The following is a 12,856-nucleotide window of genomic DNA, read 5'->3' as shown; positions in this document are numbered from 1 at the left end:
ATATTTGTAAAAAACTCAAAGATCATGTCTGTACACAATGAGGTAAAAAGAGTGACCACCAATGTTTTAAGGTCAATGAAAAGTAAGGGCGAGAAAATCGCCTGCCTTACGGCCTACGATTACTCTATGGCCAAGCTGGTGGATGCTGCCGGCATTGAGCTCATTCTGGTAGGAGATTCGGCCTCAAATGTTATGGCCGGGCATGAAACCACGTTGCCAATCACGCTTGATCAGATGATCTACCATGCTCAGTCTGTGATCAGAGGAGTTAATCGCTCACTGGTGGTAGTTGACCTCCCTTTTGGTAGCTATCAGGGCAATTCTACCCAAGCCCTTAAGTCGGCCATTAGAATCATGAAAGAATCCGGGGCTCACGCCGTTAAGATGGAAGGTGGAAAAGAAATTGAAGAGTCTATTATTCGTGTTTTAAGTGCAGGTATTCCGGTGATGGGCCATTTAGGTCTTACGCCGCAATCCATCTATAAGTTTGGTACATACACTGTTCGAGCTAAAGAAGACGAAGAGGCTGATCTGCTTCGTTCAAATGCAAAATTATTGGAAGAGTTAGGCTGCTTTGGGATAGTACTAGAGAAAATCCCGAGTAAACTGGCAGCTGAGGTAACAGCAAGCCTGGAAATTCCAACTATAGGAATAGGAGCCGGTAATGGCTGCGATGGGCAAATTCTGGTCGTACATGACATGCTAGGCATCAATAAAGACTTTAGCCCTCGTTTTTTAAGGCGATACGCCGATTTATATACCGAAATGACGAACGCTTTCACAGGTTACATCAACGATGTTAAATCCGGCGATTTCCCGAATGAGAAAGAAAGTTATTAAGGAACATACTTGACTGGCAATCTGGGTTTTGACTACATTTAGCAAACACAATTGCTAATCCCATGTCTTTAAAAGCCTATCCCACACTCAGGCCTTTGATATTTCTGATTCTCGGTATCATTGCCGCAGAATATTTCCAAATTTCATCTTTTGTTCTGATTTTTCTGGCCATTGGCGTAGTTGCCGGACTTTTCACAGGTTTCTATTTTAAACATGCCACGGTCCTTAGTATAGCCCTTTTTACAGGCTTGGCAGCTCTCGGATTTCTTTTGTCCAGGAAGCAGAAGATGGAAGTTGACTTCCCTCTTGAGCAAATTGACGCTTATGTGGCCAGAGTCTCCTCATCTGGAGAAACAAAGCCTAAATCCTATAAATCAGAAGCAGAAATTATTCAGATAAAGCATCAGGGCCAATGGCGTGATGTAGACCTGAAAATGCTTTTGTATATCAACAGTACAGACTCTTTGGTCCCTCGGTACGGTGATATTTTTCTTATTAATGAGGCTCCTCGTCTGATAGAGGGTGTGAAAAACCCTTTTGAGTTTAATTATCAAAAGTTTCAATTCAATAGAGGAATTCCGGCCCACCATTTTCTAAGAAAAGGGGATTATGTCCTTTTGGGAAGTCAACCAAAATCCCAAATTAAGAACTGGGCCTACACTTTAAACTCAAAGGCAAGAGACATTCTGAAAAACGCTTTGGAAGACCCAAAAGACCTGGCTGTTGCAGAAGCCATGTTAGTCGGAGCCAAAGATGATCTTGACAATGAAACCCGTGATGCATATGCTACAGCAGGTGCTGTTCACATTCTGGCAGTTTCAGGCCTTCATGTAGGCATTTTGATGTTACTCATCAATTACCTGCTGGGGTTTCTGAAGAAATTCAAAAACGGTCATGTTATTCTGGGTCTTACTACGGTCATTCTTCTATGGCTTTATGCCCTATTTACAGGCCTTTCGCCAAGTGTTACCCGGGCCACTTTGATGTTCTCCCTTTTTCAACTTGGTACTATTATCCGGAGAGATAAAAATAGTATTAATGTCTTGGCCGGCTCTGCATTGACACTTTTGGTTTTCAGACCAAACTGGCTCTTTGAAGTAGGTTTTCAGCTCTCCTATTTGGCCATGTTCGGGATTATCTTCCTGTATCCATATCTCAATAGGCTCATTGAACCAAAGAATAAACTGTTAAGTCACTTGTGGCAAATATCAGTTGTCAGTGTATCTGCACAGCTATTCACTCTGCCTCTGAGCTTATATTATTTTCATCAGTTTCCTTCCTATTTTTTATTGACGAATCCTTTGGTTACGGTGGCAAGTATGGGTGTACTTTTTACGGGTCTACCCTACCTGATTCTTTCTGGTGTTCCATTAATATCCGATTTTCTTCAAGCTGCACTTTCTTTTGTACTAAAGTTGCTTAACTTTTCTGTGGTTAGCATCTCCCATTTACCAAATGCTAAGCTCTCGGGTTTTCATCTTGATGTTGTTGAAGCCACTACTTTATATCTCCTTCTTTTTCTTCTCATCTTCTTCTTTATTAGGAGGCAGCCTACCCTACTCAAAACCGGGGTTTTAGTTGCGTTTGGCCTGACAGCCTTCAATGTAAAAACTGACCTGACACAAATGAATCAACAAGAGTTAACTCTCCATTTTATCCCGAGAGGAAGTGGCATTAGTATTATAGATTCCAAAACGGCTATTTTCATCTGTGATTCATTAACCGAAGCCAATCCCAGAGCCTACGACTTTCATTTGAAAAACTATTATGATGCTAGAGGAATTCGGAATTACACCATATCCCGTGAACCAGATGTGGATGATATGTTGGCATTTGAATTCAAAAACAAGAAAAATTTATGGATAAGGAAGTATTTCAGACAACCCATTGATGAGCTCTTTGATAAAATAATGGTTTCTCAAAATGCAGTTTATGATATCAATAAACAGTTTTCCGTCTTCCCCAAGACGCTGATTTTAGATGATACCAACAGTCGGTATCGTATTGAAAAACTCAAAGCTCAGGCAGATACTTTAGGCGTTCATTTGATCTCGCTTTATGATACGGGAGGCCTGACTTTCAGGGAGTAAATTTTTGATTTTTCGAGGATAGTTCTTTCGATTCCTCCTTGAAAATTAGACTTCCTAATATTTAACTACCCCACTTTACCTCCTCCACTCCAAGCTCTTTCGCCACCTGACGACCTAATACAAAGAAATAATCTGAAAGGCGATTGAGGTATTTGATGATCAAAAAATTAAGACCTTCCTCATCATGAAGTCGAATAGCACAACGTTCGGCACGGCGGCAAACTGTTCTAGCCAGATGTGTATAGGAAACCAATACATGACCTCCTGGCAAAATAAAATGACGCAGGTCTTTCAGGTGAAGATTCATTTCGTCAATCTTATTTTCAACGACATCAACGTCCTCTTCAGTCAAATTAAGAATCGGCTCATCAGCGAGCTTTGTTTCATTGGCCATTTCGGCTCCGATGGTAAAAAGTTTATCCTGAACATCTTTCAGAAAAACCTTTCTTTCTTCCTGTTCTGTAGTATCTCTCAGCAAACCTATCCAGGCATTCAGTTCGTCAACCGTGCCATAAGCCTCAATCCTCATCTCTCCCTTACTCACTCGCTTACCCCCGATTAGACCCGTCTTCCCTTTATCGCCTGTTTTAGTGTAAATTTTAGCCATTTTACTTATCGTTTTATTGTCTCTTCAATTTTGCTAGGATTCCCCCTTCTACACCACTAAATTTGCGGCCAATTCATCAAAGGCACAAGCAATTGTGTTTATTCTTCAAGAATGACAGACGTAATCACTAAGATTCTCAAATTCGTTTCTTTTATTCTGGTTATCATCATGCTCCTGTTGTGCTATGTGCAATTGCCAGACTCTATAGCTGTTACACATAATGAAATAGGTCGTCCTACAGGTTTTATGGACAAACAAACATTTTTCTATGTGGGGGTGGCCGTCATTGTTGGTCTTTATGTTCTTTTCGGACTTTTAAAATCAACTTTGGTGAAAACCAATTTCAGCAATTTGAACCCTAAAAGTCTTTGGGCTCAAAAGCCGGAGCAATTGAGAAACCTTTTGGGAGGTTGGTCTGATGTATTTTTGACGGTAATTAACATATACCTCCTTTTCACTCTGCTTGCGATCAAAGAAACAAATGGCGAGGCCAGCAGAAACCTATTCAGAAACTATGATTGGTTTCTGATAGTGGGAGCAATAGCATTGATTATCCTGATCTTCTTTGTGCCTTTAAGACTTCTGTTTACCGACCCAAAAGAGTAGATGCTTTCGCCTATTCACATTGAGGACTATAACTATGAACTTCCCGACGAAAAAATCGCGAAGTATCCGGTAGAGCCTCGGGATTCTTCAAAACTTTTGCTGCTTAAAAACGGAGAAATCAGCTCAGAGAGCTTCTCAAACCTTGTCAATGAGCTACCCCCTAAGGCCCATTTAGTCTTCAATAATACCAAAGTCATTCCGGCCCGATTGTACTTCAGAAAAGAGACCGGAGCTTTAATTGAAATCTTTCTGCTGAATCCCGTTTCTTTTGGAGGAGAAATCAGCCAAAATATGGAGACTTTCGGGCCTGTGGTTTGGCAATGCATGATCGGAAATAAGAAAAAATGGAAGACCGGAGCTCTCCGTCGTGAATTTGAGATTGAAGGCCAGTCCTTAGAAGTCTCCGCTGAAATTACCGATACTGAGAAAAACCTTATTCGCTTTAAATGGAGTGGAAACGAAATCACTTTTGCTTCATTGGTTAAGGCTTTCGGAGAGATTCCTTTACCGCCCTATCTTAACCGAAATACAGAGGAGAAAGATTTAGAGACGTATCAGACCGTTTACTCTGAAAAAGAAGGTGCCGTAGCCGCTCCGACAGCTGGCTTGCATTTTACCAAAAATACGTTTGCGGAGCTTTCAAAGGCCAAAATTCCAACTTCCTACATTACACTACACGTGGGAGCGGGCACTTTTCAGCCGGTGAAAGCCGGAAACGCTCTGGAGCATGATATGCATTCAGAGCAAATGGTATTCAACAAAGAGTTCATTAAAAAACTGATTGAAAATCATGAAACGGTCATCCCGGTGGGTACAACATCAATGCGTTCTTTAGAAAGCCTGTATTGGTTTGGGGTAAAATTGATAAAGGAACAAGAAAATTCCGTTTTTCAGATTCCAAAATTGTATCCATATCAATGGGGCAACCAAACTTTGCCGGAACCAAAAGAAGCATTGCAGGCCATCGATAAATTCCTGGAAGAAAAGCAAGTCAAGCAACTAACAGGCTCTACTGAGATTTTCATTTTTCCCGGATACCAGTTCAGGATTTGCAAAGGAATCATCACTAATTTTCATCAACCAAAATCGACCTTACTACTTTTAATTTCTGCACTTATAGGTGAAAAGTGGAAAGAAGTGTATGATTTTGCTTTGCAAAATAAGTTTCGGTTTTTGAGCTACGGAGACTCCAGTTTACTTCTGCCCTGACCGGTCAGAGGAACCCCTTACAATAAGCTTGTGCGATAAAATAAGTGTATCCTGCATATTCATGTCCACCTCTCCTTTGATATGATCAATCAAGGTCTTGGCCGTCAGCTCACCCATCTCATAAGCAGGATAATGCACAGTCGTTAGCTTTGGTTCAATGATTCTGCTGATGGGGTCATTATTAAAACCAACGATAGCAATATCCTCCGGAATTCTCAACCCTGAGTATTTCAAAGCAATTAACAAACTCCCTGCATAAAGGTCGTTGCTCACAAAAATACCATCTGGTTTCTGTTTACTTTTTTTGATTACCTCAACAATCTCATCCACATCATCCGGGATAAGTTTGCTCTCAAAAAGCGAGCTTTCATCCAAGGGTAAACCAGCCTTTTTCAAGGCATCGCGATAACCCTTATATCGGTCTGAATACACATTTCTCCGCAAATCACCAGTAATATGCCAAATTCGTTTACAACCCTGCTCAATGAGATGTTCCGTAGCTTGTCTACCGGCTTTTCTATTGTCAATAACAATCTTGACCATTTTAGAATCTTCCAGAACACGGTCAAAAAACAAGACCGGCACCCCCTTGTTGACGAACTGGTCAAAATGCTCCAATGTTTCAGTCTCAGCCGAAGCCGAGACCATAAGACCATCCACTCTTGAGCTAAACATGGTTTTAGCATTGGCGATTTCTTTTTCCTGCGATTCCTGAGATTGAGTAATCAAAAGGTTATATCCGGACTGGTTCGCTACCTTTTCCATACCAGCCAAAACAGAAGCCATAAAAGTTGAATCCAGCTTTGGAGTTATTACCCCTAAAGTATCGGTTGATTTCTTCCTCAGGTTCTTCGCAAAAGTATTGAGCTGATATCCGAACTTCTCCGCAGCTTTATTGACCCGCTCTTTGGTTTTTTGATTAATGGCCGGGTGATCATTCAAGGCCCTGCTTACTGTAGAGGGCGAGAGGCTAAGATGCTCGGCCAGATCATAAATAGTGGTTTCTTTTTTCATTGAAAATTTCGGAGGCTGGTATTTGCGTCGACAAAATAGGCAATTTTTATTCCTTTAAACTAAAATGCAATCGGTTGAAATTGTCAAAAAGCACTACCTTTGTATCAGAGTCTTCGAAATTCATAGGTTAGTGAAGAATTGAATGATTGGCGGTTTTTTCCGCCGATCATTTTTATTTCTTCTCCATTCAAATTCAACCCCTTCATGAAAAAGATAAAACTCCTTTGTCTCTTTTTAATGGCTCTTCCAAGCCACAACATTTTCGCCATTGATGACATAAAATATGTTACTGAGACTAAAGGTAAAGGTGATTTTACCATAATAGAGAATAACATTCCAGCTGCAATTTTCCTGAGTCAGAGTGATTTCGGTGGTGTTCTCAAGGCAGCTGAAAACCTCAAAAAAGACCTATCCGCCATTAGCGGCAACTCCCCTACGTTAACCTCCACCAATACAAACGGTCGAATTCCGAATATTCAGAGAGCTATTATCATCGGAACTTTAGGCCACAGTGATCTGATCAAAGAGCTTGTCAACAAAGGCAAAATTAAGGCCTCCGATCTAGAAGGCAAATGGGAGACCTTCAAAATAATAACTGTTAAGAACCCATTCCGAGGTATTAAAGAAGGACTGGTGATCGTGGGCTCTGATAAACGCGGGACCATATTCGGCATTTATGATTTATCGCGTCAAATGGGCATTTCTCCCTGGTATTGGTGGGCAGATGTACCGATTGCACAGAAAACCAACTTATTTGTCAAAGCCGGAACACACACGCAAGGCACTCCAAAAGTAAAATACCGCGGCATTTTTATAAACGATGAAGCACCTGCTCTTAGCGGTTGGGTTCAGGAAAACTATGGAGGCGTTTTTAATCATGAATTTTATGAAAAAGTATTTGAGTTAATCCTTCGCCAAAAGGCGAACTACCTATGGCCGGCCATGTGGGGTAGAGCCTTCTTTGATGACGATCCTCTTAATGCCCCATTGGCAGATGAGATGGGCGTGGTCATCGGCACTACCCACCATGAGCCACTTCATCGGGCCCATGTGGAGTGGGATCGCTATGGAAAAGGAGAATGGAACTACGAACACAATCCCGAAGTACTTCGAGATTTTTGGCGAAAAAGTATGAAGGAAAGGCACAAATATGAATCCATTGTTTCCATTGGTATGCGTGGCGATGGTGATGAACCCATGAGCAGGGAAACAGCCACCGCTTTGCTTGAACAAATAGTAGAAGATCAACGGAAAATCATAGAGGAAACCACCGGCAAGCCAGCCAATAAAACGGCTCAATTATGGGCTCTGTATAAAGAGGTTCAGGATTATTATGACAAAGGAATGAGAGTGCCGGAAGACGTAACTCTACTTCTTTGTGATGATAATTGGGGGAACATCCGTAAACTTCCCAATTTGGGAGAAAAGCCTCGTAAAGGTGGTTACGGCATCTACTATCATTTTGATTATGTCGGTGGACCAAGAAATTATAAATGGATCAATACTAACCCGCTTCCCAGAATCTGGGAGCAAATGCATTTGGCACATGAATATGGTGCAAACGAAATCTGGATTGTCAATGTGGGAGACATCAAACCGATGGAAATTCCAACCAGCTTTTTCCTCGATTATGCCTGGGATCCAGATCGGTGGAATCAAGATCAACTCGACGAATATCTGGTTTCACTTTCCTCAGAAATGTTTGGCGAGCAACATTCCGCTGAAATAGCAGATATACTGGCTAAATATGCAAAGTATAATGCCCGAAGAAAGCCTGAATTGCTGGAGCCCGGTACATTTAGCTTAACTCAATACCGCGAAGCCGACAGAGTTCAAAATGAATGGAAAGATCTTTTGAACCGTGCAGATGATTTGAAATCAAAAATTGACCCGATGTATGCTGATGCGTTTTACCAATTGGTCTACCATCCTGTTGAAGCTTCACAAAACCTCAACGCCTTGTACCACGCCGCTGCTAAGAATGAAGCTTATTATCAGCAAGAGCGGTCGGCTACTAATGATATGGCTTTTAAGGTTCAGCGACTTTTTGATAAAGATCAGCAAATCTCTGATTATTATAACCACACACTGGCCAAAGGAAAATGGAATCACTTTATGGACCAAACTCATATTGGATACACCTATTGGCAGCAGCCCAGAATTAATAATATCCCGGCGGTAAGGCTAAGAACAAACCCAAAAGAAAGTCTACCTAAAGTATCCATTGAGGGCAACTTCAGAACTTACACCGCGGGTACAGCTGATACCCTGAGAATTGAGCTTGGAGAAGACGCCTTCTTTGAGGTTTATAATCAGGGTGACGTGGCATTTTCTCTCAATGTTGAGGAAAATAGCCAGATGGGGGTTCAACGCTTTTCGGGTCAGATTAAGAGAGAAGAAAAATTTTGGGTAAAACCTTCAGAGGCCGGAATTGGAACAGTCAAATTAAAAATTGACAATAATCAGTTGCTAATCCCAGTAAAAGTAATCGAACCTTCTGTTCCCGAAAATTTCGAAGGATTTGTGGAGTCAAAAGGAGTGGTTTCCATGTTCGCCGAAAACTACTCAAAAGCCGTTTCAAACGACAACGTGCACTGGCAATTTCTGCCAGATATCGGTAGAGAGAGAGGTGGCATTACCAGTTTCCCTGTGACTGAGCCACCCAATGTTATTGAAGAGAATAGCCCGAGGCTTGAATATGCGTTTTGGATTACAAATCCCGGTGAAAAAGAAATTCATGTCCAGATGGCACCTACTGTTGCTTTTAATGCTTCTGTTGGACTTAGCATTGCAGTTTCCGTAGATGGTGAAAAACCGGAGATCATCAATATCAACGGAGGAGAAAACAACAGGGCATGGGAACAAACTGTAGCCGATAACCTTCGTGAGGTCGTTGTAAAAAGAGATTTGTCTGAAGGTGCTCACACCCTGAAGATATGGCGAGCAGACCCGGGTGTGGTTTTTAGAAAACTCGTAATTCAAAGACCTGCCAACCGTTTTTTTAGATTTTCCCAGAGTTATTTAGGGCCTCCTGAAAGCCCAAGAGTAGGAAAAAATAGCAACGGAGCTAAATAAGTATCTTTTTTAGGCAAGGGTAGGAAAAACGAAGACAGCAGAAAAATGTAATATTGTGTTTCAATCAACTCTTAAGAAATAAAGATGAAACATACCATGCGTTGGTACGGCCCTAAAGACGGGGTGTCATTAATGGATATCAGACAGGCCGGCTGCTCCGGAGTAGTTACAGCACTACATCAGATTCCTGTCGGGGAAGTTTGGTCGGTAGAAGACATCAAAGAACGTATTGCCATTGTTGAGAAAGACAATGATAAATTCAGCAAACTAACCTGGGATGTTGTTGAGAGTCTTCCGGTGCATGAAGACATCAAAAAGGGTATTCCAAGTCGTGAAGGATACATTGAAAACTATAAACAATCGCTAAGAAACCTGGCAGCCTGTGGTGTAACTACCGTTTGCTATAACTTCATGCCCGTACTTGACTGGAGCCGTACTCAGTTGGCACATCAAATGCCGGATGGCTCTTATGCCCTGCGTTTTGTTTATGTTGATTTCATTGCTTTTGATCTGTTCATTCTCAAAAGACCGGGAGCTGAAAAGGATTACGATGAAGACTTAATTACCAAGGCCAAAGCCCATTTTGAGCAAATGACTGAGGAAGACAAAGTCAAACTCAAAGGAGCTATGCTTCAGGGGCTTCCCGGATCAGATGATGCTTTTGAGCTTTCTGCCTTCCAGAAATTACTTGATTCTTATAACCATATCGGCGATAAGGAACTTAGAGAAAACCTGTATTATTTCATTCAGCAGGTAGGGCCGGTGGCCAAAGAAGTAGGTGTCAATATGTGCATTCACCCTGATGATCCACCAAGGCCGCTCATCGGGCTACCACGTGTTTTCTCAACAGAAAGCGATGTTGAGCAGCTGATGGCGGCTTATGATGACCCGGCTAATGGTGTGACTTTCTGTACAGGTTCTTTTGGTGTAAGAGCAGATAATGATCTGGTGAGCATCATTACAAAATTTGGTCATAGAATCCACTTCATTCACCTGAGAACTACGCTTAGAGAAAGCGAACCTTGGGTATTTCACGAGGCTCCTCATATGGCTGGTGATGTGGATTTCTATGATGTGATTGAGGCTCTGTTGAAAGAAGAGCAGAATAGAGAAAAAACAGGCAATAAGGTGAAAAGTATCCCGATGAGGCCTGATCATGGACATCATTTATGGTGCGATATGCAAAATAAATACTACCCAGGTTACAGTTTTGTTGGTCGTTTGAAAGGACTTGCAGAGCTGCGTGGAATGGAGATTGCGATAAAGCGTCAAATGAATAAATAAATAACAGAACCTGACTTTTAATGAAACTCCTCAGTGCTTTAGTCTTAAGCTTAATTTCTTTTGTCTCATTAGCCGATGACGGCTCTCGCCTGTGGTTGAAATATGATTTGATTCAAGACGAGGCTTACAGGAAATCTGTTCAAAAGGCGTTCAGGCAGATCATTGTCTTAGATCAAACTGAAACGACTCAAGTAGCTGCAGATGAACTGCAAAAAGCCCTGTCGGGATTTACAGGTAAGACCATTTCAATTAATAACTCGCCAGCTAATAAATCGATTGTTCTAAAGTTAGGTTCTGACCCTCGTATCCAAAAGAATGAGGGGTTTACAATTTCAAGTACATCAAAAGGTGCTGAAATCATTTCTCCCTCAGACGAAGGTTTGCTGTACGGAGCTTTTGCTTTAATCAGACGCATTCAAACCGGCCAGAGTCTTGATTTTGAATTGGCTGAAAGCCCAAAAGTTCAGGTCAGAATGCTCAATCATTGGGACAATGCCAACGGGACGGTAGAGCGAGGATATGCCGGATCTTCCATCTGGAAATGGTTTGAGCTCCCCTACCGCATTGATCCCAGATATATTGAATACGCCCGTGCAAATGCCTCAATCGGCATCAATGCCGCCAGCATCAATAACGTGAACGCCAGCTCAAGATTTCTGACGGCCGAGTACCTGGAAAAGATCAAAGCTGTAGCAGATGTTCTACGTCCCTATGGAATCAAAGTATTCATTTCGGTCAATTTCAGATCGCCCAGAACCCTTGGCGGCTTGGAAACTTCAGACCCTCTAGATCCCGGTGTACGTCAATGGTGGAAGTATAAAACGGAAGAAATTCATCGCTATATCCCAGATTTCGGAGGCTATTTGGTTAAAGCAAATTCCGAAGGTGAGCCCGGTCCTCAGGACTACGGCCGTACGCATGCAGATGGTGCAAATATGCTGGCGGATGCAATGAAAGGACATGAAGGAGTAGTTATCTGGCGGGCTTTTGTTTATGAAGCAGATCCAAATGGAGATAGATTTAAAGAAGCCTTTAACCAGTTCAAACCACTTGATGGTACCTTCCATCCTAAAGTGATAGTGCAGGTAAAGAACGGACCAATTGATTTTATGCCTCGCGAGCCGTTCCATCCCATGTTCGGAGTTTTTCCTAAAACTCCACTGGCTATGGAATTTCAGATTACTCAGGAGTATCTCGGTCATTCCACTCACCTCACCTATCTGGCTCCAATGTTTGAAGAGGTATTGGATAGCGATACCTATGCCAAAGGCGAAGGAAGTACAGTAGGTAAGGTCATTGATGGTTCATTAAACAATTATCAAGTCACAGTGATGGCCGGAGTAGCGAATACGGGCTCTGACGCTAACTGGACAGGCCATCCCTTTGGTCAGTCAAACTGGTACGCCTTTGGTCGGTTAGCCTGGGATCATACCTTGAGTTCAGAACAAATTGCCGAAGAATGGACCAAAATGACTTTGACGAAGAAGCCCAAAGCCGTCAAAGAGGTGGTTGATCTCATGATGAAGTCACACCCCACTTACGTGAAATACACTTATCCTCTCGGTTTGGCTCACATGATGGGCGAAGGCCACCATTACGGTCCGCAACCGTGGCTTGAAAAAAGTGGAAGGCCCGACTGGACTTCTGTCTATTATCACCGGACGGCTAAAGACGGTATCGGTTTTGACCGTACCGGCGGAATGAGTGATGCTTTAAGTCTCTATTCACCAGACGTACAAAAAGCATGGGGTGATCCGCAAACGATGGATTTGAATTACCTTCTTTGGTTCCATCATTTGGATTGGGATTATGAATTACCCACGGGTAAAACGGTTTGGAACGAACTCATGACGCGTTATTACCAAGGCGTTGATGAGGTAGAAGAGCTACAAAAGCAATGGAATTCACTAAAGCCCTATATTGATCAGGAAATCTTTGAAAATGTAAAAGGCAGATTGGCAATACAGCATAAGGAGGCTCTCTGGTGGAGGGATTCCTGTTACTTGTATTTTAAACAATTCTCAGAAAAACCCTTACCAGTTGGTTTGGAAGAACCTAAAAGAACACTCGAAGACGTTAAAGAACTGGAACATATATATCACTTACGATAACCTTAACCTATCCGCAGAAA

General features: G+C 42.2%; 9 protein-coding genes. 7 read left to right on the top strand and 2 right to left on the bottom strand.

The annotated features are described in order from the left end of the window. Positions 1 to 24 precede the first annotated feature (24 nt). Both panB and AFM12_RS08435 read left to right on the top strand, forming a co-directional pair. Positions 25 to 840, top strand: a complete 816-nt coding sequence (panB, locus tag AFM12_RS08440; RefSeq protein WP_055146590.1) for a 3-methyl-2-oxobutanoate hydroxymethyltransferase — start codon at positions 25 to 27, stop codon at positions 838 to 840. A gap of 62 nt (positions 841 to 902) precedes the next feature. Further along, positions 903 to 2,930 carry a ComEC/Rec2 family competence protein gene (locus AFM12_RS08435; RefSeq protein ID WP_055146587.1) on the top strand — a complete coding sequence of 676 codons (2,028 nt, stop codon included), beginning with the start codon at positions 903 to 905 and terminating at the stop codon, positions 2,928 to 2,930. A 61-nt stretch (positions 2,931 to 2,991) separates the two neighbouring features. Here AFM12_RS08435 and AFM12_RS08430 read toward each other — a convergent pair whose 3' ends face one another. Next, positions 2,992 to 3,537, bottom strand: a complete 546-nt coding sequence (locus AFM12_RS08430; RefSeq protein ID WP_055146584.1) for a cob(I)yrinic acid a,c-diamide adenosyltransferase — start codon at positions 3,535 to 3,537, stop codon at positions 2,992 to 2,994. A gap of 111 nt (positions 3,538 to 3,648) precedes the next feature. Between AFM12_RS08430 and AFM12_RS08425 the strand changes: the two genes are divergently transcribed. After that, positions 3,649 to 4,143, top strand: a complete 495-nt coding sequence (locus tag AFM12_RS08425) for a hypothetical protein (protein ID WP_055146581.1) — start codon at positions 3,649 to 3,651, stop codon at positions 4,141 to 4,143. Continuing rightward, entirely contained in the window at positions 4,144 to 5,352 is a 1,209-nt protein-coding gene (locus tag AFM12_RS08420; RefSeq protein ID WP_055146578.1) for an S-adenosylmethionine:tRNA ribosyltransferase-isomerase, read from the top strand. It begins immediately after the preceding gene. Here AFM12_RS08420 and AFM12_RS08415 read toward each other — a convergent pair. After that, on the bottom strand, positions 5,338 to 6,366 hold the full coding sequence (locus AFM12_RS08415) for a LacI family DNA-binding transcriptional regulator (protein ID WP_055146576.1): 1,029 nt from the start codon (positions 6,364 to 6,366) through the stop codon (positions 5,338 to 5,340). The genes AFM12_RS08420 and AFM12_RS08415 overlap by 15 nt on opposite strands. A 204-nt stretch (positions 6,367 to 6,570) precedes the next feature. Here AFM12_RS08415 and AFM12_RS08410 point away from each other — a divergent pair, with 204 nt between their 5' ends. From AFM12_RS08410 to AFM12_RS08400, 3 genes are all read left to right on the top strand, one after another. Further along, on the top strand, positions 6,571 to 9,441 hold the full coding sequence (locus AFM12_RS08410; RefSeq protein WP_055146573.1) for a glycosyl hydrolase 115 family protein: 2,871 nt from the start codon (positions 6,571 to 6,573) through the stop codon (positions 9,439 to 9,441). A gap of 84 nt (positions 9,442 to 9,525) precedes the next feature. After that, positions 9,526 to 10,725, top strand: a complete 1,200-nt coding sequence (gene uxuA, locus AFM12_RS08405; RefSeq protein WP_229308474.1) for a mannonate dehydratase — start codon at positions 9,526 to 9,528, stop codon at positions 10,723 to 10,725. A gap of 20 nt (positions 10,726 to 10,745) precedes the next feature. Then, the gene (locus AFM12_RS08400) at positions 10,746 to 12,836 is read left to right on the top strand and encodes an alpha-glucuronidase family glycosyl hydrolase (protein ID WP_055146571.1); all 2,091 of its coding nucleotides are present in this window, start codon (positions 10,746 to 10,748) and stop codon (positions 12,834 to 12,836) included. The last annotated feature ends 20 nt before the right edge of the window (positions 12,837 to 12,856 follow it).

The organism is Jiulongibacter sediminis, assembly GCF_001306455.1.
In the GTDB taxonomy this organism is placed as follows: Bacteria; Bacteroidota; Bacteroidia; order Cytophagales; family Spirosomataceae; genus Jiulongibacter; species Jiulongibacter sediminis.
This window is presented reverse-complemented; position numbering and strand designations above follow the sequence as displayed.

Bases quoted from the DNA above. Each gene is read 5' to 3' on its own strand.
- panB (WP_055146590.1), top strand. From the start codon at position 25: ATGTCTGTACACAATGAGGTAAAAAGAGTGACCACCAATGTTTTAAGG.
- AFM12_RS08435 (WP_055146587.1), top strand. From the start codon at position 903: ATGTCTTTAAAAGCCTATCCCACACTCAGGCCTTTGATATTTCTGATT.
- AFM12_RS08430 (WP_055146584.1), bottom strand. From the start codon at position 3,537: ATGGCTAAAATTTACACTAAAACAGGCGATAAAGGGAAGACGGGTCTA.
- AFM12_RS08425 (WP_055146581.1), top strand. From the start codon at position 3,649: ATGACAGACGTAATCACTAAGATTCTCAAATTCGTTTCTTTTATTCTG.
- AFM12_RS08420 (WP_055146578.1), top strand. From the start codon at position 4,144: ATGCTTTCGCCTATTCACATTGAGGACTATAACTATGAACTTCCCGAC.
- AFM12_RS08415 (WP_055146576.1), bottom strand. From the start codon at position 6,366: ATGAAAAAAGAAACCACTATTTATGATCTGGCCGAGCATCTTAGCCTC.
- AFM12_RS08410 (WP_055146573.1), top strand. From the start codon at position 6,571: ATGAAAAAGATAAAACTCCTTTGTCTCTTTTTAATGGCTCTTCCAAGC.
- uxuA (WP_229308474.1), top strand. From the start codon at position 9,526: ATGAAACATACCATGCGTTGGTACGGCCCTAAAGACGGGGTGTCATTA.
- AFM12_RS08400 (WP_055146571.1), top strand. From the start codon at position 10,746: ATGAAACTCCTCAGTGCTTTAGTCTTAAGCTTAATTTCTTTTGTCTCA.